Source organism: Streptomyces sp. NBC_00775 (genome assembly GCF_036347135.1).
In the GTDB taxonomy this organism is placed as follows: Bacteria; Actinomycetota; Actinomycetes; order Streptomycetales; family Streptomycetaceae; genus Streptomyces; species Streptomyces lutosisoli.
Genome location: NZ_CP108938.1, coordinates 10,182,207 through 10,205,169 on the forward strand (window position 1 = coordinate 10,182,207; position 22,963 = coordinate 10,205,169).

16 protein-coding genes and 1 pseudogene are annotated in these 22,963 nt (G+C 69.9%); 7 read left to right on the forward strand and 10 right to left on the reverse strand.

Going from position 1 to position 22,963, the window contains the following annotated elements; translation table 11 throughout:
• Positions 1 to 46: 46 nt before the first annotated feature.
• Positions 47 to 490: a class I SAM-dependent methyltransferase gene (locus OIC96_RS45280; protein WP_330309964.1), complete on the forward strand. Its 444-nt coding sequence runs from the start codon at positions 47 to 49 to the stop codon at positions 488 to 490.
• 135 nt (positions 491 to 625) lie between these two features.
• Positions 626 to 2,053 (forward strand): M1 family metallopeptidase, encoded by a 1,428-nt coding sequence (locus OIC96_RS45285; RefSeq protein ID WP_330302218.1) that lies wholly within the window; start codon positions 626 to 628, stop codon positions 2,051 to 2,053.
• 322 nt (positions 2,054 to 2,375) lie between these two features.
• On the opposite strand, the gene glgB is transcribed toward OIC96_RS45285, so the two are convergent.
• The 5 genes and pseudogenes from glgB to OIC96_RS45310 form a co-directional block, all read right to left on the reverse strand.
• Positions 2,376 to 4,589, reverse strand: a complete 2,214-nt coding sequence (gene glgB, locus OIC96_RS45290) for a 1,4-alpha-glucan branching enzyme (protein WP_406501265.1) — start codon at positions 4,587 to 4,589, stop codon at positions 2,376 to 2,378.
• A gap of 60 nt (positions 4,590 to 4,649) precedes the next feature.
• Positions 4,650 to 6,023, reverse strand: coding sequence for a maltokinase N-terminal cap-like domain-containing protein (locus OIC96_RS45295; RefSeq protein WP_330302217.1), 1,374 nt, complete (start codon positions 6,021 to 6,023; stop codon positions 4,650 to 4,652).
• A gap of 79 nt (positions 6,024 to 6,102) precedes the next feature.
• A complete protein-coding gene (gene treS, locus OIC96_RS45300; protein ID WP_330302216.1) occupies positions 6,103 to 7,824 on the reverse strand; it encodes a maltose alpha-D-glucosyltransferase in 1,722 nt (573 codons plus the stop codon).
• On the reverse strand, positions 7,821 to 9,836 hold the full coding sequence (locus OIC96_RS45305) for an alpha-1,4-glucan--maltose-1-phosphate maltosyltransferase (RefSeq protein WP_330302215.1): 2,016 nt from the start codon (positions 9,834 to 9,836) through the stop codon (positions 7,821 to 7,823). The genes treS and OIC96_RS45305 overlap by 4 nt, the downstream gene beginning before the upstream one ends.
• 85 nt (positions 9,837 to 9,921) lie before the next feature.
• Positions 9,922 to 10,113: pseudogene (locus OIC96_RS45310) on the reverse strand (DUF5133 domain-containing protein); the annotation flags it as partial.
• A 305-nt stretch (positions 10,114 to 10,418) separates the two neighbouring features.
• On the opposite strand from OIC96_RS45310, the gene OIC96_RS45315 reads away from it, so the two are divergent.
• The 4 genes from OIC96_RS45315 to OIC96_RS45330 all read left to right on the forward strand — a co-directional run bounded on the left by OIC96_RS45315 (position 10,419) and on the right by OIC96_RS45330 (position 17,614).
• Positions 10,419 to 10,934, forward strand: coding sequence for a pep a2 (locus OIC96_RS45315; protein ID WP_330302214.1), 516 nt, complete (start codon positions 10,419 to 10,421; stop codon positions 10,932 to 10,934).
• Between the two features lie 82 nt (positions 10,935 to 11,016).
• Positions 11,017 to 13,164: a glycogen debranching protein GlgX gene (glgX, locus tag OIC96_RS45320; protein ID WP_330302213.1), complete on the forward strand. Its 2,148-nt coding sequence runs from the start codon at positions 11,017 to 11,019 to the stop codon at positions 13,162 to 13,164.
• Between the two features lie 95 nt (positions 13,165 to 13,259).
• Positions 13,260 to 15,860, forward strand: coding sequence for a helix-turn-helix transcriptional regulator (locus OIC96_RS45325; protein ID WP_330302212.1), 2,601 nt, complete (start codon positions 13,260 to 13,262; stop codon positions 15,858 to 15,860).
• A gap of 356 nt (positions 15,861 to 16,216) precedes the next feature.
• Positions 16,217 to 17,614, forward strand: coding sequence for an FAD-binding oxidoreductase (locus tag OIC96_RS45330; RefSeq protein ID WP_330302211.1), 1,398 nt, complete (start codon positions 16,217 to 16,219; stop codon positions 17,612 to 17,614).
• Here the strand turns inward: OIC96_RS45330 and OIC96_RS45335 are convergent, their stop codons facing one another.
• From OIC96_RS45335 to OIC96_RS45350, 4 genes are all read right to left on the reverse strand, one after another.
• Positions 17,615 to 18,424 carry an SAM-dependent methyltransferase gene (locus OIC96_RS45335; protein WP_330302210.1) on the reverse strand — a complete coding sequence of 270 codons (810 nt, stop codon included), beginning with the start codon at positions 18,422 to 18,424 and terminating at the stop codon, positions 17,615 to 17,617.
• A 35-nt stretch (positions 18,425 to 18,459) separates the two neighbouring features.
• Positions 18,460 to 18,957, reverse strand: coding sequence for a hypothetical protein (locus tag OIC96_RS45340; protein ID WP_330302209.1), 498 nt, complete (start codon positions 18,955 to 18,957; stop codon positions 18,460 to 18,462).
• Positions 18,958 to 19,090: 133 nt separating this feature from the next.
• The gene (locus OIC96_RS45345; protein WP_327426220.1) at positions 19,091 to 19,327 is read right to left on the reverse strand and encodes a DUF397 domain-containing protein; all 237 of its coding nucleotides are present in this window, start codon (positions 19,325 to 19,327) and stop codon (positions 19,091 to 19,093) included.
• A 3-nt stretch (positions 19,328 to 19,330) separates the two neighbouring features.
• The gene (locus OIC96_RS45350) at positions 19,331 to 20,197 is read right to left on the reverse strand and encodes a helix-turn-helix domain-containing protein (protein ID WP_330302208.1); all 867 of its coding nucleotides are present in this window, start codon (positions 20,195 to 20,197) and stop codon (positions 19,331 to 19,333) included.
• A 256-nt stretch (positions 20,198 to 20,453) separates the two neighbouring features.
• Between OIC96_RS45350 and OIC96_RS45355 the strand changes: the two genes are divergently transcribed.
• Positions 20,454 to 21,866 carry a hypothetical protein gene (locus OIC96_RS45355; protein ID WP_330302207.1) on the forward strand — a complete coding sequence of 471 codons (1,413 nt, stop codon included), beginning with the start codon at positions 20,454 to 20,456 and terminating at the stop codon, positions 21,864 to 21,866.
• 113 nt (positions 21,867 to 21,979) lie between these two features.
• On the opposite strand, the gene OIC96_RS45360 is transcribed toward OIC96_RS45355, so the two are convergent.
• Entirely contained in the window at positions 21,980 to 22,801 is an 822-nt protein-coding gene (locus OIC96_RS45360; RefSeq protein WP_443058483.1) for an SDR family NAD(P)-dependent oxidoreductase, read from the reverse strand.
• Positions 22,802 to 22,963 lie beyond the last annotated feature (162 nt).

A 22,963-nucleotide genomic window follows, 5' to 3' on the forward strand; every position in this document is an offset into this window, starting at 1 on the left:
GGGGCGCGGCAGGGGGACCGGCGCACGGCGAGACAGGCGTGCGCCCCTGTCTCTCTCCCCGGTCCGCATCCACCACGCCGCCACCAGCTTCCGTGACATCGACGCGCTGGAGTGGTGGCTCGGCGACGCCGTGGCGGTCGCGCCCCATCTGCCGCCGCTCGACGCCGTGTTCTCCAACTACGGCGCCGCCTGGTTCTCCGACCCGCACCGACTGCTGCCCCGCGTCGCCCAACGGCTCAAGCCCGGCGGACGGTTGGTGCTGTCCTGCCTGTCCCGTTCGGCCGGGACGCCCGAGGGGCGCCGCCGCCTGCTGGTACGCACCGGCCCGGCCCGGTCCCTGTGGACCGTCCGCTGGATGTACAGCGTCACCGGCTGGCTGCGCATCCTCGCCGAGTCGGGCTTCACCACCGATTACGTCTTCCGGCCCACCGACCGTGTCAACGCCTTCTGGGGGACGGTCGTGATCCAGGCCCGGCGTAACTTGACCTGAATGAGGGGGTTGTGGGGCGAGGAGGCTCATAGGCTGTGCGCGAGTGATCACCGCTGACCCATGTGTGGTCACTCGCGACCCCCGAGTGATCGCCATCTACCCCTTGTGTGATCTCCATCGACCGGAGGAGCGAACGTGACGCGACGCCCGCAGCAGCCCACGACCAGACGCACAACTGTCCTTCGCCGAGAAGCCGTTGTCGCGGCGGTCCCCGTGGCCGTCGCGGCGCTTCTCGTGGGGGCCGGACCGGCCGCGGCCGGGACCGTGGGCTCCGCCGGCGCGGGAGACCCGTACTTCCCTCTCTCGGGCAACGGCGGCTACGACGTCCACCACTACGGCCTCACCATCGGCTACGACCCGCAGAGCCGTCACCTCGACGGCAAGGCCGTCATCACCGCCCGGGCCACGCAGCGGCTGACCCGCTTCGACCTCGATCTCAAGGGACTGAAGGTCACGGGCATCACGGTCGACCACGCCAAGGCGTCCTTCCGCCGTGACGGACAGGAACTCGTGGTCACCCCGCGGGACGCGCTGTGCAAGGGCCAGGAGTTCCGCGTCGCCGTCACCTACTCCGGCACCCCGAAGCCGGTCACCGACCCCGACGGCTCCCTCGACGGCTGGATTCCCACGGACGACGGCGCGTTCGTCGCGAGTGAGCCCCAGGGCGCCATGACGTGGTTCCCCGCCAACAGCCACCCCACGGACAAGGCGTCGTACGACTTCACGCTCACCGTGCCGAAGGGGCGCACCGCCGTCGCCAACGGAGTCCTCCTCGGGCAGAAGACCGCCCACGGCCGGACCACCTTCCGCTGGCGGCAGTCCGAGCCGATGGCGGCGTACTTGGCCACAGCGACCGTCGGTAAGTTCGACGTCGAGCAGTACACCACCGCGGACGGGATCAAGGTCTACAACGCCGTCGACCCGCGCGAGGCGGCAGCCGCCGCGCCGGTCCTGAAGAAGCTGCCGTCGGTCCTCGCCTGGGAGAGCAAGATCTTCGGCCCCTACCCGTTTCGGGCCGCCGGGTCGATCGTCGACCGCGCACCCCAGGTCGGCTACGCGCTGGAGACGCAGACCCGGCCCGTCTACGACTCGGCACCGGACCTGAGCACCCTCGTCCACGAAAACGCCCACCAGTGGTTCGGCGACTCCGTCACCCTCACCCGCTGGAAGGACATCTGGCTCAATGAAGGCTTCGCGACGTACGCCGAGTGGCTCTACGCCGAGCAGCACGGCGGCAAGAGCGCGCAGAAGACCTTCGACTCGCTGTACGCCAGCCCCGCGAGCAGCGACCTGTGGGCGTTCCCGCCCGCCGACCCCGGCAGCGGCGCGCACATCTTCGACACTCCCGTGTACGCCCGCGGCGCCATGACCCTCCACAAGCTGCGTACGGCCGTCGGTGACCCGGTGTTCTTCCACATCCTGCGGTCCTGGGCCGCCGACCATCGCGACGGGCACGGCACCACGTCCCAGTTCATCCACCTCGCGGAGCACGCATCAGGCAAGGATCTGACGACCCTGTTCCACACCTGGCTTGACACTCCGGGCAAGCCGTCGGCGCCCTGAGGGGTTTCGTCGCCCCCGCCACCCCTTCAACCCCGTTCGGTTGTGTGTCGGGCGCGGGCCGGTGGGGTTTGCTCGCGCAGTTCCCCGCGCTCCTTAAAAGAACCCGGGGCGGGCCGGCGGTTGTTTAGGGGCGCGGGGAACTGCGCGCCCGGCCCCCCACCGCCCCGCACCCAACAAGCAGCCCTCACGCCCACCTACCCCAGGGGCGCGGGGAACTGCGCGCCCAGCCCCCACCCACCCGCACCCGACGCACAGCCGAACGGGGTTGAAGGGGCGGAGCCCCTGGGGATGGGTCGGGTAGGGGCGGCGGGGCGAAGAACGTTTAGGCGGGGCGGAGCCAGAGGGTGGCGAGTGGGGGGAGGGTGAGTTGGATGCTGGTGGGGCGGCCGTGGGTGGGGTGGGGTTCGGGTTTGACGGGGTCCTGGTTGAGGACGTTGCTGCCGCCGTAGCGGGCGGCGTCGGTGTTGAGGATCTCGTGCCAGGCGGGGATGTCCTCCGGGACGCCGAGGCGGTAGGCGTGGCGGACGGCGGGGGAGAAGTTGGACACGGCCAGGAGTGGTGTGCCGTGGGCGTCGTGGCGGAGGAAGGCGAAGACGTTGTCCTCGGCGGCGTCGCCGGCGATCCAGGTGAAGCCGGTGGGGTCGGTGTCGCGTTGCCAGAGGGCGGGTTCGCGGGTGTAGACGGTGTTGAGGTCGCGGACGAGGTCGCGTATGCCCCGGTGGTCCGGTTCTGCTCCGTAGGCGGGGTCGAGGAGCCACCAGTCGGGGCCGTGTGCTTCGGACCATTCGGCGCCCTGGGCGAATTCTTGTCCCATGAAGAGGAGTTGTTTGCCGGGGTGGGCCCACATGAAGCCGAGGTAGGCGCGGGTGTTGGCGCGTTGTTGCCACCAGTCGCCGGGCATCTTCGACACGAGTGAGCGTTTGCCGTGGACGACTTCGTCGTGGGAGATGGGCAGGACGTAGTTCTCGCTGTAGGCGTACACCATCGAGAACGTCATCTCGTTGTGGTGGTACTGGCGATGAATCGGATCGCGCTGCACGTATTCGAGCGAGTCGTGCATCCAGCCCATGTTCCACTTCAGGCCGAAGCCCAGACCCCCCTCAGAAGTCGCCCGGGTGACGCCGTCCCAGGCGGTGGATTCCTCCGCGATGGTGACGACGCCCGGGTTGCGGCGGTAGACGGCGGCGTTCATCTCCTGGAGGAAGGCGACGGCGTCGGGGTTCTCGCGGCCGCCGTGTTCGTTGGGGACCCATTGGCCCGGCTCGCGGGAGTAGTCGAGGTAGAGCATCGAGGCGACGGCGTCGACGCGCAGGCCGTCGATGTGGAACTCCTCGCACCAGTAGACGGCGTTGGCGACGAGGAAGTTGCGGACCTCGCGGCGTCCGTAGTCGAATTCCAGGGTGCCCCAGTCGGGGTGCGCGGCCCGTAGCGGGTCCTCGTGCTCGTAGAGCGGTCGGCCGTCGAACTCGGCCAGCGCCCAGTCGTCGCGCGGGAAGTGGGCGGGTACCCAGTCCATCAGGACGCCGATGCCGGCCTGATGCAGCGCGTCCACCAGGTACTTGAAGTCGTCCGGGGTGCCCAGCCTCGCCGTCGGCGCGTAGAACCCGGTGATCTGGTAGCCCCACGATCCGCCGAAGGGGTGCTCGGCCACCGGCATGAACTGCACATGGGTGAAGCCCAAGTCGCCGATGTACGCCGGTAGTTGTTCGGCCAGTTGGCGATACGTCAGCCCGGGTCGCCAGGACGCCAGATGCACCTCGTAGACCGAGAACGGAGCCTCGTGCACAGAGTGCTCCGCCGCCCGGCCCGCCATCCACTCGGCATCCGCCCACACGTGGGACGACTCCGTCACGATCGACGACGTCGCCGGAGGCACCTCGGTGCGCCGGGCCATCGGGTCGGCGCGCAGCGTGTGCGTGCCGTCGGGGCGGGTGATGTCGAACTTGTAGAGCGTGCCCTCGCCGAAGCCGGGAAGGAAGAGCTCCCACACCCCGGAGGAGCCGAGCGAGCGCATCGGGAATCCCGTGTTGCCGTCCCAGTGGCAGAAGTCCCCGCAGACCCTGACCCCCTGAGCGTTCGGGGCCCACACCGTGAAGCGGGTGCCGAGGACGCCCTCGTGGGTCATCGGGTGGGCGCCCAGCGCGGTCCACAGCTCCTCGTGCCGGCCCTCGCCGATCAGGTGGAGATCGAGTTCGCCGAGTGCGGGCAGAAAACGGTACGGGTCCCGCACCTCGGACTCGGTGCCGTCGTACGTCACCAACAGCGTGTACTCGGGGATGGTGTCGAGCGGCAGTACGCGGGAGAAGAGCCCGTCGCCCATGTCGTCCAGCCGCGTACGCGTTCCATCGATCACCACGGCCACCGCCTGGGCGAACGGCCGCAGCGCCCGGAAGACGACGCCGCCCGGCACCGGGTGTGCGCCGAGCAGCGCGTGCGGATCGTGGTGGGCGCCCGACAGCAGTCGCCCCCGGTCTGTCGCGTCCAACGAAGCGGCGGCGGCCGGTTGGACATTCACCGATGCGGTGCGAACTGTCACGACGTCAGCCTCCTCAAGAGGGGGGATACGGGCGGGTGGGGCAGCACTGCCGGAGGGCCTTCAGCAGCGTTCGGCGAGACGCCTGACCGCCGCCATCGGCACGGGCAGCCAGTCAGGACGGTGTCTCGCCTCGTACAGCACCTCGTACACGGCCCTGTCCGTCTCGTACGCGCGCAGCAGCTCGGGCTCCTCGCGAGGGTCCCAGGCCGCCTCGGCGGCATAGCCCGCGCAGTAGGCCTCGCGGCAGCTCTGCGCCCACTCGGGACGCCATGGGTGGCGGGAACGGGCCGCGTAGTCGAAGGAGCGCAGCATGCCCGCGACATCGCGCACGGGGGACTGGACGCGTCGGCGTTCGGTGAGCGGGCGGGCCGGCTCGCCCTCGAAGTCGATGACGGACCACTGCTGTCGGGCCCGCAGGACTTGGCCGAGGTGGAGGTCGCCGTGAATCCGCTGTGCGGGACGGACCGCCCCGTCGAGGGCCGCGAGCGCGTCGAAGGCGGACCGCAAGCCCGGTGCATGCGGCCGGAGTTCGGGAACGGATCGGACCGCGGCGTCGAGACGCTCACTCATCGCAGCCGCAAGGTGCCTGTTCTGGCGGGGGCTTGGCATATCGACGGGGAAGGCTGAGGCCAGTGCGAGATGCACCTCGGCCGTCGCCCGTCCCAGTTCGTACGCCTCCTCGGTGAACTCCCGCCCCAGGGAGAGGGACTCGAGCGCGAGAGTCCAGCCGTCCGCGGCCTCGCGCAGGTACGGCTGAAGAACGCCGAGTGTCGCCTCCTGCGGTCGCGAGGTCCGGAACCACGCAGCGGGAGCGGGCACGCGGGTACAGCCCTGCCGGGCCAGCGCCCACGGCACCTCCAGGTCGGGGTTGATGCCGGGCTGGACGCGGCGGAAGATCTTCAGGATGAACGAATCCCCGTACACCAGGGAGGTGTTGGACTGTTCGGCGTCCAGGAGACGCGGAGCGAGACCGGCGGGCACCGTCACGCGTGTGTCGCGCTCGAAGCGCAGTGGGCCCAGTGTGCCCGGCCGGCGCAGGCGCTCCAGGAGCAGGCCTGCCGCCCTGGGGTCGTGGAGGGCGTCGTACACGATCAGGTCGGCCAGCGGGCCCGCGCTCGCCCGTCCGATGACGGCGTGGGCCAGACGCGGCGGCAGGACGTCCCGTACGCCGACGAGCAGTTGGTAGCAGTCGTCGGGCGGGGGAGTGCCGGGGCCGCCGTGGGCGGGCGGGCCGAGGTGTTCGGTGCGGACCAGCAGATGGAGGCACCCCGGGTACAGCTCGGTCGTTGATATCAGGCTCAGATCGGTGACGGGCCTGCCCTTGCCCGCGAACCAGCGCTGCCGAGGCAGCCAAGCACGCAGCAGCTCGGCGAGCGAGGTCAGCAGCGGAGCGGTGCCGAGGCCGCTGGGACGGTGCAGTGCGGTCTTCGCCATGGCGACACGTCCTTTCTGAGGCATGCGGGCTGGGGGAGCCTGAGGCATGTGGGCTGAGGGAGCGGGCGGCAGCACACGGTCAGGAACGCCTGGTGGCGCCGGGTGCGACAGCGCGCCGCAGCCGGAACCAGTAGAAGCCGTGTCCTGCCAGGGTCAGCAGGTACGGAAGCTCACCGATGGCCGGGAACCGCACCCCGCCGATGAGCTCCACAGGGTGGCGTCCGTCGAACACGCGGAGGTCCAGTTCGGTGGGCTGGGCGAAGCGGGAGAAGTTGTGGACGCACAGGACGAGGTCGTCCTGGTATTCGCGCAGGAACGCGATGACCGCCGGGTTGGAGGACTGGAGTTCCGTGTAGGAGCCGAGGCCGAATGCCTTGTTCTGTTTGCGGATCTCGATCATGCGGCGGGTCCAGTGCAGGAGCGACGAGGGTGACGACATCGACGCCTCGACGTTGGTGACCTGGTAGCCGTAGACGGGGTCCATGATCGTGGGGAGGAAGAGGCGGCCGGGGTCGCAGGAGGAGAAGCCGGCGTTGCGGTCGGGGGTCCACTGCATGGGGGTGCGTACGGCGTCGCGGTCGCCGAGCCAGATGTTGTCGCCCATGCCGATCTCGTCGCCGTAGTAGAGGATCGGCGAGCCGGGCAGGGACAGCAGCAGGGCGGTGAAGAGTTCGATCTGGTTGCGGTCGTTGTCGAGGAGCGGGGCCAGGCGGCGGCGGATGCCGATGTTGGCGCGCATCCGCGGGTCCTTGGCGTACTCCGCGTACATGTAGTCGCGTTCCTCGTCGGTGACCATTTCCAGGGTCAGTTCGTCGTGGTTGCGCAGGAAGATGCCCCACTGGCAGCTGGAGGGGATCGCCGGGGTCTTGGCGAGGATTTCCGACACCGGGTAGCGCGACTCACGCCTGACGGCCATGAAGATGCGCGGCATGACCGGGAAGTGGAACGCCATGTGGCACTCGTCGCCGCCCGAGGGGAAGTCGCCGAAGTAGTCGACCACGTCCTCCGGCCACTGGTTCGCCTCCGCCAGCAGCACCGTGTCCGGATAGAGGGCGTCGATCTCGGTACGGACCCGCCTCAGGAATTCATGGGTGGCGGGGAGGTTCTCGCAGTTGGTTCCCTCGACCTGGTAGAGGTACGGCACCGCATCGAGACGGAAGCCGTCGATGCCCAGATCGAGCCAGAAGCGCAGTGCCGCCAGGATCTCTTCCTGGACTCGCGGGTTCTCGTAGTTGAGGTCCGGCTGGTGGGAGAAGAAGCGGTGCCAGAAGTACTGCTTGCGGACCGGGTCGAAGGTCCAGTTGGAGGCCTCGGTGTCGACGAAGATGATGCGGGCGTCCTGGTACTGCTTGTCGTCGTCGGCCCAGACGTAGTAGTCGCCGTAGGGGCCGTCCGGATTCGACCGCGACTCCTGGAACCACGGGTGCTGGTCGCTGGTGTGGTTCATCACGAAGTCGATGATCACCCGCATGCCGCGCTGATGGGCGGCGTCCACGAACTCGACGAAGTCCGCCAGGTCACCGAACTCCGGCAGCACCGCGGTGTAGTCGGAGACGTCGTACCCGCCGTCGCGCAGGGGCGATTTGAAGAACGGGGGCAGCCACAGGCAGTCGACGCCCAGCCACTGCAGATAGTCCAGTCGCGCGGTGAGGCCCTTGAGGTCGCCGACACCGTCGCCGTCGCTGTCCTGGAAGGAGCGGACCAGGACCTCGTAGAAGACGGCGCGTTTGAACCATTCGGGATCGCGGTCCTTGACCGGTGTGTCCTCGAACGTGTCCGGGACGGGCTCGTTGACCATCATGCGGGTGACGCTCCGATCCGCGACGAGGGGCCGACGGTGAGCACATGCGCACCGCCCGGTCCCAGACGCACATAGTTGGCCCTGCCCCAGTGGTAGGTCTCGCCGGTGAGCTCGTCGCGCACCGGCACCGACTTGTCCCAGTCCAGGCCGATGTGCCGCATGTCCAACGAGACCGTGCCGTCCTGGGTGTGGTGAGGATCGAGGTTCGCCACCACCACAACCGTGTCGTCGCCCGTGCGCTTGCTGTACGCGATGAGGGCGTCGTTGTCCGCCGAGTGGAAGTGGAGGTTCCTGAGCTCGTGCAGGGCCTTGTGACGCCGTCTGATCCGGTTCAGCCGGGTGATCAGCGGCGCGATCGACCTGCCCTCGCGTTCGGCCGACGTCCAGTCGCGCGGCCGCAGCTGGTACTTCTCGGAGTCGAGATACTCCTCGCTGTCCTGCTTGACGGGGGTGTTCTCGCACAGCTCGTATCCGGAGTACATCCCCCACGCCGGTGAGAGAGTCGCGGCGAGCACGGCCCGTACCTCGAAGGCCGGCCGACCCCCACGCTGGAGGTAGCCGGGCAGGATGTCGGGGGTGTTGACGAAGAAGTTGGGGCGCATGAACGCGGCCGTCTCACCGGAGAGTTCGGTGAGATAGCCGGTCAGCTCCTCCTTGGTGTCGCGCCAGGTGAAGTACGTGTACGACTGCTGGAAACCGACCGTCGCGAGCCGGTGCATGATCGCCGGGCGGGTGAACGCCTCCGCCAGGAAGATCACGTCCGGGTCGATGCGGTTGATCTCGGCGATGACCCGCTCCCAGAACACCACCGGCTTGGTGTGCGGATTGTCGACGCGGAAGATGCGGACGCCGTGATCCATCCAGAAGCGCAGCAGCCGTACGGTCTCGGCTATCAGCCCCGGCATGTCCTCGTCGAAGGCGATCGGATAGATGTCCTGGTACTTCTTCGGCGGGTTCTCGGCGTACGCGATCGTGCCGTCCGGCCGGTGGTGGAACCACTCGGGGTGCTTCTCCACCCACGGATGGTCGGGGGAGCACTGGAGGGCGAAGTCGAGGGCGACTTCGAGGTTCAGGTCCGCTGCCCGGCGTACGAACGCGTCGAAGTCGTCGATCGTGCCCAGATCCGGGTGGACGGTGTCGTGGCCGCCCTCCGGGGAGCCGATCGCCCAGGGCACACCGACATCCGAACAGCTCGCCGACAGGCTGTTGTTGGGGCCCTTGCGGAAGGTCGTGCCGATGGGGTGGACCGGGGGCAGGTAGACGACGTCGAAGCCCATCTCCGCGATGGCGGGCAGGCGTTCGGCGGCCGTACGGAAGGTGCCGTGCACCGGCGGGACCGGCCGTCCGTTCTCCGACAGCCCGCTCTCGGGCTGCCCGTTCTCCGACCGGGGGAAGAACTCGTACCACGCGCCGTACAGCGCCCGTTTCCGTTCCACGAGCAGGGGCAACGGCAGTGAGCGGGTGAGTCGTTCACGCAGCGGGTGCTCGGCGAGGGCGGAGTCCACTTCCTGGGTGAGGGCGGCCGCGAGTCGGGCGGCCGGTGGCCGGGACTCGTCGCGCAGGGCGTTCGCGGCGGCCAGCACCACGTCCCGGCCCGTCGGCTCCGGTACTCCCGCGGCGGCGCGCTCGTACAGGGCGGCGCCCTCCTCCAGGGTCAGCCCGAGGTCGATCCCGGCCGGGACCTTGATCTCGGCGGCGCGGCGCCAGGCGGCGACGGGGTCGCTCCAGGCCTCCACCAGATAGGTCCAGTGGCCGATTTCGTCCGGTGTGACGTGCGCGCCCCATCGGTCGCTGCCGGGGGTGAGTTCGCGCATCGGCGTCCACGGGCCGAGGCGGCCGCTCGGGTCGCGCAGCACGACATTGGCGGCGACCGCGTCCTGGCCCTCGCCGAAGACGGTGGCGGTGACCTCGAAGGTCTCGCCGGCGACCGCCTTCGCGGGGCGGCTGCCGTACTCGACGACCGGACGGACATCCACGATCGGGATGCGGCCGGTGTCCGGGGTTGTGTCCATGGGTTTCGCCTCCGCCGTCGTTGAGCCCAACCCGCGGTTGGGATCCGCGTCACGCCGAACCGGTTCAGATCCGTGCCGGAACATCCCGCAGATAGTGCTCGGCGGCGTCCGCGGCCTCCCGCGCGCAGCGCTTCCCCATCAGGACGCACAGGGTGTACCCGGTGTTCTCGAAATTGCCCCGCACCTCGTGGTCGGCGGGGGCCGCGAGCAACAGGCGTTCCCAGGCCCGGTATCGCTCCAGATGCCTGGCGACCTCGGCTTTGGCAGGCAGCAGCATCACGCTGGTCACCTTCCCACTCTTTGGACCGCGCACGGCTCGCCTGGATGGCGGGTGAGGGCCGTGCACGCAGAGGCACCGATCCATTACGGAGATCAGAGCTCTCACTCATGGTGCCCGTACCGCCACCGAGCGTCTTGTTAGGTCTTCAACAATATTGGGGGGCGCTCTCGTGTTGCACGAATGGAGTAGCACTCTCACTCTGGGACTGACTCAGAAGCGATCATTGCTCACGCTTCGTGTTCGGGGCTCGGCCCGCAGGGGCGAGGAGAAGCAAGAGCTTCGCCGGTGAGGAGCCAACGACGATGAAAGCTGCAGTGCCCTGCTATTACCACCTCGACGTGGAGGTCAGCCCGGAAAGGGTCGGGCAGGTCAGGCGCATTCTGGCCGCGCACCTCCGGTACTGGAATCTGGAAAATCTCGTCGAGTCCGTCTGCCACTGCGCCGAGGCGCTGCTCCATACGATCGAGGAGCACGCGGCGGACAAGAACACGACCATCGAGATGTGGTGGAACGGCCAGCACCTCATCGCGGCCGTCTCGGACAACAGCCAGGACATCCGCCCGCACAACGCGCCGCAGGGCTGCCTCGCGCAGATCGCCGCGCTCAGTGACGGCTGGGGCTGCTGCGCCACCGGCGCCGGCGGCAAGATCATCTGGTTCTCGTGGCGGGCCCGGGCCGCGGAACGCGCCCCGCTGGTCCCGGCCGCACCCGCGCCCAGCCTGCGCGAGGCGCGACAGGCGCCTCGCGAGGTACCGCTGCCGGAGCCGGCGTTCGCAGGCCCCCTCGACGAGAAGGAGGCTGCCGTCGCCGTCGGGTGATCCCATGACGGCAGCTACGCGGTCACCGCCATCAGCGGACGCTGTGACGGCACCGCGGCCGTGATCGCCGTACGGTGATCACGTGCGCACCTGGAACGGGCGCCCCTATCCACTGGGCGCGACATACGACGGCGAAGGAACCAACTTCGCCCTGTTCACCGAAGTCGCCGAACGCGTCGATCTCGTCCTGATCGGCGCGTCCGGCGTGTCCGGCGACTTTCGTACGGTCACGCTGACCGAGGTCGACGGCTTCGTGTGGCACTGCTACCTCCCCGGCGTCGGCCCGGGGCAGCGCTACGGCTACCGGGTGCACGGCCCCTGGGACCCGGCCGCCGGCCACCGGTGCAATCCGGCGAAACTGCTGCTCGACCCGTACGCCAGGGCGGTCGACGGACAGGCCGACAACGACGCCTCGCTCTTCGAGCAGACACCCGACGGGCCCTCCCCGGCCGACAGCGCCGGTCACACCCTGCTCGGCGTGGTGACCGACCCGGCCTTCGAGTGGGGCGACGACCGTCCGCCGAGGCACCCGTACGCGCAGACGGTGATCTACGAAGCCCATGTGCGCGGTCTGACCCGCACGCACCCCGAGGTCCCGGCCGAACTGCGCGGTACCTATCTGGGACTGGCCCACCCGGCGGTCGTCGAGCACCTGACCTCGCTGGGAGTGACGGCCGTCGAGCTGATGCCGGTGCATCAGTTCGCCCAGGACGGTTTCCTCCGCGACCGCGGGCTGTCCAACCACTGGGGCTACAACACGATCGGCTTCTTCGCGCCGCACCACGCCTACGCCGCCCACGGCACCCGCGGACAGCAGGTCACCGAGTTCAAGTCGATGGTCAAGGCGCTGCACGCGGCCGGCCTCGAAGTGATCCTCGACGTCGTCTACAACCACACGGCCGAGGGCAACGAGCACGGCCCCACGCTCTCCTTCCGGGGCATCGACAACGCCTCGTACTACCGTCTGGTGGAAGGCGACCGCGCGCATTACTACGACACCACCGGGACCGGGAACAGTCTGCTGATGCGGCACCCCAACGTGCTCCAGCTGATCATGGACTCGCTGCGGTACTGGGTCACCGAGATGCACGTCGACGGGTTCCGTTTCGACCTCGCGGCCACCCTGGCACGGCAGTTCCACGAGGTGGACCGGCTGTCGGCGTTCTTCGACCTGGTCCAGCAGGATCCGGTCGTCGGCCGGGTGAAGCTGATCGCCGAGCCCTGGGACGTGGGTGAGGGCGGCTATCAGGTGGGCAACTTCCCGCCGCTGTGGTCCGAGTGGAACGGCAAGTACCGTGATTCCGTACGGGACTTCTGGCGCGCCGGCGACCACACGCTCGGTGAGTTCGCGTCCCGGCTGACCGGCTCGTCCGACCTCTATCAGCACGACCGGCGGCGGCCGCGCGCCGGCATCAACTTCGTCACCGCGCACGACGGATTCACCCTGCGCGACCTGGTCTCGTACAACGACAAGCACAACGAGGCCAACGGCGAGGACAACCGGGACGGCGAGAGCGTCAACCGCTCCTGGAACTGCGGCGTCGAAGGCCCCACGGACGACGAGGGGGTGCTGGAGCTGCGCGCCCGCCAGCAGCGCAACTTCCTCGCCACCCTGCTGCTGTCCCAGGGCGTTCCGATGCTCGCCCACGGCGACGAACTCGGCCGCACCCAGCGGGGCAACAACAACGCCTACTGCCAGGACAACGAGATCTCCTGGATCGACTGGAACCTGAGCGACGACCAGCGCGAGCTCATGGAGTTCACCCGCCGCGCCATCGCCCTGCGGGCCGCCCACCCGGTACTGCGGCGCCGCCGCTTCTTCCTCGGCGACACCGCGACGCACGAGCATCAGCCGCTGCCGGACCTGATGTGGCTGCGGCCGGACGCCCGCGAGATGACGGACGAGGACTGGGCGCGCCCCGACGCCCACGCCGTCGCCGTCTTCCTCAACGGCGACGCCATCGCCGAGCCCGACCCGTACGGCGACCCCGTGGCCGACGACTCCTTCCTGCTGCTCCTGAACAGCTACTGGGAGCCCGTGGTCTTCCGCCTGCCGGACGCCGGCTACGGCGAGCGATGGACGGTGCGGATCGACACCGCCGATCCGCAGGGCCTGCCGGACGAGTCGGAACGCAAGGCCGACACCGACGTCCGTGTCGAACCCCGCAGTCTCGTGCTGCTGTCCCGCCCGCACCGGACCGAGACGCGGCGCGGGCGGTCCGCGACCTGATTCGGGCAAACTCCTCACCCGTACACCCGTACACCCGGCGCCCGCGAGTTCGCCGAGACCCCGCCGGAAAAGCGTGGCTGTGCCAGAATTGCGCCGTGGATGGGGGGATCCTCGAACGCGACCACGAGCTCGCCCGACTGGCTGCCGCCGCGCGGGAAGCGGCCGACGGCGCCGGATCGGTGGCGCTTGTCTTCGGCGAGGCCGGTATCGGCAAGTCCAGCCTGGTGAAGGCCCTGCCGGAGGTCATGCCACCCGAGGCGCGGGTGCTGCTGGGGGAGTGCGATGATCTCGCGACGCGACGGCCACTGGGACCCTTCCGTGACCTCGTCGGAAGCGTCGGCCCGGAACTGGCACAGGCGCTCACCGAGGGCGGCGACCGTCATCGGGTGTACGACGCCCTGCGCATCGAGCTGAGAGGGGCACCGCACCCCGCGATACTCGTCGTCGAGGACGTGCACTGGGCCGACGAGGCGTCGCTCGACGCCCTGCGCTTCCTGGTCCGCCGGGTGGAGCGGCTCCCGGCCGTGCTGGTCCTGACATACCGGGACGACGAACTGGGCCGTGAGCACCCGCTGCGTCATCTGCTCGGCCAGGTGTCCCGGGCGGAGCGGGTGCACAGGCTGCCGCTGTCCCGGCTCTCGCCGGAGGCCGTACGCAGGCTGAGCGCGGCCAGCCGACTGGATCCGGCCGAGGTGTACGAGGTGACGTCGGGCAATCCGTTCTTCGTCGCCGAGGTGGTGGCTGCCGGTGGCACCGGCAGCGTGCCTCCGACGGTGGTGGACGCCGTACTGGCCCGGCTGCGGGGGCTGGACGAGGGGACCCGGGACGCGCTGGAGCAGCTGGCCGTGGTGCCGTCCGCGGTGGAACGCCCCCTGGTCAACGCACTGTTGACAGAAGGGATGGCCGAGCTGGCGGCGGCCGAGCGGCGCGGGCTGCTGGTCGTCACGCCGGAGCGGGCGGGCTTCCGGCACGAGTTGATCCGCCGTGCCATCGCCGACTCACTGCCCGCCGCACGGCGGATCGAACTGAACCGGGACGTGCTCGCCGCACTCGTCGCCCTGCCGGGTTCCGACGCGTCACGGATCGTGCATCACGCGGCGGAGGCCGGCGACCAGGAGGCGATCGCGCGCTACGGACCCGACGCCGCCCGGGACGCCTCCCGTGCGGGCGCACACCGCGAAGCCGCCGCCCACCTGCGGCTCGTCCTGCGGCAGCGCGAGCGCCATACCCCACTTGAGCTGGCCGGCCTCCTTGAGCGATACGCCGTGGAGAGCTACACGATCGCGGACTCCGGGGCCGCCGTCCGCGCCGAGCGGGAGGCGGTCGCGCTGCGCAGGTCCCTGGGAGACGCGCGGGCGCTCGGTGCGGATCTGCGGTGGCTGTCGAGGATCCACTGGTGGGCCGGTGACGCCGAGGAGGCGCGGGAGGCCGCGCGGGAAGCCATCGCCGTACTGGAAGAGGCGGGTGACGACCGGCTGCTCGCCCTGGCGCTGAGCAACACCTCCCAGCTGCACATGCTGTCCGACCGGCATGCGCAGGCGATCGCCGTCGGTGAGCGCGCCATCGCCCTGGCCCGCCGGGCGGGCGACCTGGAGATCCTCGCGCACGCCCTCAACAACGTCGGCTCCGCCCGCTGGCGGACCGGCGACCCACGGGGACGGGCGCAGGTGGAGGAGAGCCTGAAAGTGGCCCTGGGCGCGGGCGAGGTCGAGCACGCGTGCCGCGCCTACGCCAACATCATCTGGACCCTGCTGGAAAACCTCGACTTCGCCGAGGCCGACCGCTTCCTGGCCCCGGCGATGGAACTGGCGGACCGGGCCGAGCACTTGGGTTTCCTCAGCTATCTCAACGTCGAGATGGCGCTGCGGCAACTCGCCGCCGGGGCCTGGGACGACGCCGAGAAGTACGCCGAGGCCGGCGCACACGACTTCGTGCCCGCCCGCTGCCCCGCGCTGACCGTGCTGGCACGCGTACGAGTCCGCCGCGGCAGGAGCGGCGGTGACGAACTGCTCACCCAGGCCTGGGAGATCGCGGTGCGCAGCAGCGAGCTCCAGCGCACCGGACCGGTCGCGGCGGCCCTGGCCGAGGCGGCCTGGCTGCGAGGCGATCACCTCGCGGTGGCCGAGGCCGCCGGCCCGGTGTTCGCGGAGGCTCATCGGCTCTCCGCCATGCCGCACCGGGCGGAGCTCGGCTACTGGCTCACCAAGGCCGGGCATCCGGTCGAGGCGGACGGTTCGGAGCACCCGTACGCTCTCCAGACCGCGGGCCACTGGCGCGAGGCCGCCCAGATCTGGGCGGCGGCCGGGTGCCCGTACGAGCATGCCGCCGCCCTTGCCGAGAGCCCTGATCCCGAGGACAAGCTGACCGCGCTCGCCGCTCTGGACGCGCTGGGTGCGGAGCCGCTCGCCCGCCTGGTCCGCGGGGAGTTGCGCGCGCTCGGAATACGCCGGATCCCGCGGGGCCCGCTCGCGGTGACACGGGAGAATCCCGCCGGTCTCACCGAGCGCCAGCTGCAGGTCGTGCGGCTGCTCGCGGAGGGGCTGACCAACCCCGAGATCGCGGACAAGCTGGTGGTGTCGGTGCGCACGGTCGACAACCACGTCTCCGCCGTCCTGGACAAACTCGGCGTCCGAAGCCGGCGCCAGGCCGCCGCGCGAGCGGTGGAACTGGGCATGCTTCCCGCCGCCGAAGGCTGAGGACCTCGCGCAAGGGGGGATTGCTGTGGCGATGGATCGCGGCGACGGCGGTCCTGGTGTGATCCTTCGTGCTGATCCAGAGCGCGCGTTTCACTGGTCCCAGGACCGCCGTCGGAGGTGAGTCTGCTGCACCACGATGTCCCGCAGGAGCCGTTCGCTCTCACGTCACACTTCCGGGACGACTTCTTGGCCCATCCCTAGGTAGCCGCCGGGCGCGAGGTGGGTGGCGGGCACGGATATCCGCATACCGGGAACCGGGCTAGAACGGGCGTATCGGACTCATCAGAGGGAGACTGGAAAAGACGGGGACCCGGACACGGGACCCCGGAACCGGTCCCCAGACACGGGGGATGCGCATGTCCATCACACCGGCACAGGCGGCACGCCAGGAACTGGCGGGATTCAAAGGGCAGTTGATCGGACCGGACGACTCCGGGTACGACGAGGCCCGTACCGTGTACAACGCGATGATCGACCGACGGCCCGCCCTGGTGGCTCGCTGCACCGGCGCTGAGGACGTCTCCCATGTCGTGGGCTTCGCCCGCGACCACGGCCTCCCGCTCGCGGTGCGCGGCGGCGGCCATCACGGAGCGGGCCTGGGCACCTGCGACGACGGCGTGGTCCTCGATCTCTCCCCGCTCAAGGACGTCGAGGTCGACCCGAAGGCCCGCACGGTACGCGTCGGCGGAGGCTGCGTGTGGGGCGAGGTCGACCGTGCCACCAACGCACATGGTCTGGCCACACCGAGCGGCATCATCTCCACGACGGGCGTCGGCGGCATCACGCTGGGCGGCGGCCTCGGGCACCTCACCCGCAGTTGCGGGCTGACCATCGACAATCTCCTGGAGGCCGACCTCGTACTGGCGAACGGAGAGTCCGTGCGGGCGAGCGCCGACGAGAACGCCGACCTGTTCTGGGCGATCCGCGGGGGCGGGGGAAACTTCGGCGTCGTCACCTCGTTCGTGTTCCGCCTGCACGAGGTGAGCAATGTCGTCGCGGGGCCCACCTTCTGGCCCGTCGAACTCGGTGCCGAAGTCCTCGCCGCCTACCGCGACTTCATCCCGCACGCGCCACGCGAGCTGAGCGCCTTCTTCCTGTTCGGATCCGTCCCGCCGGGCCCGCCGTTCCCGGAGGAGATCCATCTGCGCAAGGTCTGCGGCGTCGTGTGGTGCCGTGTCGGGGACGACACGGAGGCGGCGGCCAGGGAGATGGCACCCCTGCTCGACGCCCTGCCCGCACCGCTGCTGCACGGCCCCGCGCCGATGCCGCACCCCGCCATCCAGTCGGCGTTCGACGGGGTCTACCCGCCCGGCGACCAGTGGTACTGGCGGGCCGACTTCGTCAACGAGATCCCCGGCGACGCGATCGACCTGCACGCCAAGTTCGGTGCCCAACTGCCGACATGGAAGTCGACGATGCATCTGTACCCCATCGACGGCGCCGTGCACGACCACGCCCCGACGGACACCGCGTGGAGCTACCGTGACGCGCGCTGGGCCTCCGTGTTCGCGGGCGTGGACCCCGACCCGGCCCATGCCGAGCTCATCAAGCGGTGGAGCGTCGACTACTCCGACGCCCTGCACCCGTTCTCCGCGGGCGGCGCCTACGTCAACATGATGATGGACGAGGGCCAGGAGCGCGTGCGGGCCAGTTACCGCGACAACTACGCCCGCCTGGCCCGCATCAAGGCCGACCGCGACCCGGACAACCTGTTCCGCCTCAACCAGAACATCGAACCGGCGGCACAGGCCTGATCACGGCTTGAGGGCCACGCCCCCGTGGACGTCCGTGGGCTCGGGCGAGGAACCGGGCTCCGGGCGCCACAGCGGGCAGGACACGATGCCGGGTTCGACCAGTTCGAGCCCCTCGTAATAGGCGCTGACCTGCTCGGGACTGCGCAGGACGTACGGGATCGCTCCCGTGTCGTCGTAGCCCTGCTGGGCCTCCTTGAGCGCGGCGTCGGTGTCGGTGCTGTCGTAGTGCACGAAGTAGCTGCCGGAGGGCAGGGCGGCCTGGAGGCGGCGGACGATCGACTTGGCCTCCTCGTAGTCCTGGATGTGGCCGAGGATGCCCATGAGCATCAGGGCGACGGGCTGGTCGAAGTCCAGGATGCGGTTCGCCGCTTCGATGATCTTCTCGGGCTCGTGCAGATCCGCGTCGATGTAGTCGGTCACGCCCTCGGGGGTGCTGGTCAGCAGCGCCTGGGCGTGCCGGAGCACCAAGGGGTCGTTGTCGACGTAGACGATCCGGGACTCGGGCGCCACGCGCTGGGCGACCTGGTGGGTGTTGTCGTACGTGGGCAGGCCGGTGCCGATGTCGAGGAACTGTCGGATGCCGAGTTCGCCGGCCACGAAGGTGACGGTGCGGATCAGATAACCGCGGGAGGCGCGGGCCATCGTCTCGATGTTCGGGGCGACTTCGCGGTAGGCATCGCCCGCCACCCGGTCGACCTCGTAGTTGTCCTTCCCGCCCATCCAGTAGTTCCAGATGCGAGCCGAGTGCGGCACCGTGGTGTCGATCTTGGACAGCGCTTCTTGGTCGGGGGTGGGGTGGCCGTCTGCCATGGGAAGTCTCCTGCCGTACGTCACTCGGTCGGTCTCTAACTTATCGTCAACGCCTGTGTGCAGCCCCCGAGTTGGGGCTGTGGGGTGGCGGGGGCGCGGATCGGGCGGCCCAGTTGTGCCGCGTCGAGGGTGACCACGGGGACATGCTGGGACAGGGTGCGCAGCGCCCGTTCGTACGCGTCGACCGCCTCGGTGTCGTCCGTCTCGCCCGTCACATGGATGAGGGCGCCGTCGCGTTCGGCCACCGCTTCCGCGAAGTCGAGTGCCTGGATCCACGTCACCCGGGAACGCCCGCGCCGCAGCGGGCCGTAGACCAGCTCGTGGACGAGACCGCCGTCGACGGCCAACCGCCCCGGCGCGGCGAGGAGTTCGCGGTAAGGCTGGGTGGGATTCACATGGTGAAGGTGCCCAGGCGAGCGGCGAATCATGAATCCGTGCCGGGCCAGTTCGGCGATCAGACCGCTTCTGCCGATGCCGTCGGGACCCTCGACGACCAGCGTCCGGCACTGGGCGAGGGCCTGGTGGAGGATCATCCCCGCACCCACTCCCTCCCGGACGACCGACTCCCCCAGTGTGCAGGGGACAACCCGCACGGGGGGAGTAGCCGTGCGGGTTGTCCGGTTGTGCGGGCGTAGTGGTGGCCTCAGGGCCACGCGGTGGTGGTGCTCAGGCGATCAGAAAGTCGGCCTGCCCGGACTTGGCGCCCTGGAGGAACGCGATCATCTCGTCCCGGGAGTAGACCAGCGCGGGCCCCTCCGGGTCCCTGGACTGACGGAAGGCGACGCTGCCGTCGGGCAGCCGCTTGGCCTCGACACAGCTTCCGCCGTTCGTGCCGCTCCAGGGCTTTTCCCAGCCCTCGGTTCCCAGATCGACGGCGGACATGCCGCTGTGGACGGATCCCATGGATCACAACTCCTTACGCAGTTCACCCAGGATGGCCCTGGTCCGAGCGACCGGCTCCGCCTGCACGGACATCCGGTCCAGTACTTCGAGATAGCTGACGACGTCGTCGGGCCGGTCGACGTAGACCGCTCCGACGAGGCTCTCCGTGTAGACGACGTCGGGGAGTTCGGAGAAGCCGAAGCGGAAGTGGTGGAACGGGCCGAAGGCACCCGGGTGGGCCCCCACTCTGAAACGCATGATCTGGATCCGGACCTTCGGCATGTCCAGGACCTCGTGCAGCCGGTCGATCTGAGCCCGCATCACCTCGGCCCCGCCCACCGGCCGGCGCAGCACCGTCTCGTCCAGAACGGCCCAGATGGCGGGCGCGTCCGGCTTGGCGAGCAGGTCCTGGCGCTTGACCCGCAGGGCGACGCGGCGGGCGATGTCCTCCTTCGACTCGTTGGGGAAGCCGACGCGCATGAGTGCGGTGGCGTAGTCGCGCGTCTGCAACAGGCCGGGAACGTAGTGGGGTTCGTAGAGGCGGATGACGCTGGCTTCGCTCTCCAGGCTCACATAGGCGCTGAACCACTCCGGCAGTACGTCGCGGTACTTGTACCACCAGCCGGGCTGGTTGGCTTCCCTGGCCAGGGCGAGGAAGTCGTCGATCTCCGCCGCCGGGACCCCGTAGGTGTGCAGCAACTCCCGTACGTACGGGATGCGGAGCCCGACCTCGGCCTTCTCGATCCGGCGAACCGTCAGCGGAGTGACCTCGATGGCCCGTGCGGCGTTCTCGAACGACACCCCCGCCTGTTCCCGCAGTTGCCGAAGCCGCTTCCCGAGAACCATCCGCAGGACGGTGGGGGCGCTGCCGCCAGAGCGGTTCTCGCTCACGTCCTACCTCCCGGAACGGCCGTCACAGCGTGCAGTGTGCCACGCGGTCGATGACAGAGACAGGGCGATGCGAATCGTTCTGAAATTATCAGAACGCCGGTTGCACACTGAGTGTGTCGGCGACCATAGTGATCGAGTGACGTATCGCACACTCCGTGGCGATGGCGTCCAACTGTGCTCGCCCGTCCGGGGATTGACGTCTCGGCAGGTACGTACGTACGAGCGCAGCCGTACGCGACCGCGAGGCGAGACCGGGATGGCCACCGTGACCGACGGACAAACGAGGAACGCCGGCAAGGTCCCCACCGGGGCCAACAAGGTGCTGGCGGCCGCCCTCAAGGAAGCCGGCTGTTCCTACGCCTCACTCGCCCTGCGGGTCAACGAGCTGGGGCGGCGTCAGGGCACGGACTCCCACTACGACAAGGCGTCGGTCACCCGCTGGCTCCAGGGCCAGCAACCGCGGGGAACCACACCGGAGTTGATCGCCGCCGTACTGTCCGAGCGGCTCTGCCGTGCTGTGTCACCCGCGGACCTCGGTTTCCTCTCCGATCAGCAGCGCCCGGTCGTGAGCCGGGCGCTCGGCTATGGCGAAGACGTGGCAGAAACCCTTCACACCCTGGCGGAGCTGGGGTCCACCGACATTTCCCGGCGCAGCCTCCTCGGCTCGGTCCCCTTTGTGGCCGCCGCCCTGACGAACCCTCAACGCGAGTGGCTGCTCTGGTTGTTGGAGCACCATGAGGCCGTCGAACCGGCCCTGACGGCGAGCGGCGGACCGGTCGAGCAGGTGCACGCGATGATCGCCATGTTCGACCAGATGGACAACCACTACGGCGGCGGCGGAGTGCGCACCAGCATCGTGCACTACCTGTCCACCGAGGTCGTCCCCCTGCTCCAGCGGCGCGGTACGCCACCGCGGCTGCGCCGCCAGTTGTACGCCGCCGCCGCGCGCCTGGCCGCGATGGCCGGCTGGAGCTCGTACGACGCGGGGGAGTACGGCCTGGCCCAGCGCTATATGACCCAGGCGCTGAGACTCTGCGCCGAGGGCCGCGACCGGGTGCTGGGCGGCCAGATCCTGGCCGGACTCTCCCATCTGGCCACCAACCTCGGCCGCCCCGACGAGGGGGTGGCCCTGGCCCGCGCCGGGATCGTCACCGCGAAGGGCGCGGGCAGCCCGCTCGGCCTGATGCGCCTGTACGCCATGTCGGCGCGCGGGCACGCGGCGCAGGGCCGCTCGGACGAGGCGTCCGAAGCCCTGCGTCTCGCCGAGCGGGAGCTGGACGCGAGCAAGGGAGCAGCGCAAGAGTCGGTGTGGGTGCGCTATCTCGACCATCATTATCTTCAGGCCGAGTCAGCCCTGTGCTTCCGTGATCTGGGGCAGGCCGCCCAGGCCGAGCGCACGGCGAGCGAGTCGCTCAGCGCCAACGCGGACCGGCGCAGGCGCCAGGCCATCAGCCGCTCCGTCCTGGCGACCGCCCATCTCCAGCAGGACCGCCTCGACGAGGCCGTCGGCACCGCGACCGAGGCGCTCGACACCCTCAGCACCGTGCACAGCGAACGGTCGATCCAGGCCCTGCGCGACTTCCGCAAACGCCTTGAGCCCCGCCGTCACGAGCCCGTGGTGCAGGAGTTCGAGCGCAGGTCTCGGGGGGTGCTGGGAGCGGTGGCATGACGGGGAAGGGCGCGGCCGGGACGCCGGGCGACTCAGGGACTGGACGGCGGGTCACGCCCGAGACGGGCGTGACCGGCACCGCTGCTCTCTTCCGGTCCGATCCGCCGGGTGTCTCAGTACCCGTCCGGGGAGGGGGCGTTCTGGGCGCGGTCGACCGGCAGGTGGGCGCCCGAGATCCCGCTCGACCAGTCCGAGAGCAGGAACGCCACCACCCGGGCGACCTCCTGGGGCGCGACCGGCTCTCCGCCCGGCAGCTCCGCCGCCACGAACCGGGCGAATGCCTCGGGTTCCTCCCTGCGCATCCGCTCCCAGCGCCTGCCGGGGATGAGCATCGACCCGGGGGAGACGGCGTTCACCCTGATCCCGTCCGGACCGAGCTCGCGGGCGAGCGACGCGGCCAGCTGGATCTGCGCGGACTTCGCGACCCCGTACTGGACAGGCGGGCCCGGCTTCCAGCCGGAGATCGACGAGATCACCACGACCGAGCCACCGCCCGCCGCCCGCAGATGCGGGACCGCGGCCCGCACCAGCCGCACGGTGTGGCCGACGTTCACTTCCCAGGTCGCCGCCCAGTCCACGGCGTCCGCCTGCTCGAACCCGCCCCCGCGGGAACCGCCCGCGCAGGCCACCACCCCGTCCAGGCCGCCGAAACGTTTCACCACGGCGGCTACGAACCCTTCCAACTCCTCGGGCGCGGTGACATCGAGCGGCCGGGTGAACACGCCGGAGTCCATCGACGCGGCCAGCGTCTCCAGATCCCGCGCGGTGCGTGCGCAGGTCGCCACCCGCGCGCCCTCCGCGGCCAGCAGTCGCACGATCTGCTCGCCGAGCCCCCGCGTACCACCGGTGACCAGTACGCGCTTGCCGAGCACCCCCGGCCATCCGGTGCCGCCGGGCCGGTCCAGCGCCGGCCGGCCCCCGTTCACGTTGCTCACGCGATCGAACATACATCCCATGCCACTACGTGCCTGCAACCGGACAACCCCGATACCCCCTGGTCCCGCCGCCGGTCCGGCGTGTTGGCTGCACGGGCAGCCACCGAGACCGACCCCCCACCCGTGCTGCATCCGAAGGAGGACCGATGACGGCATCCAGGG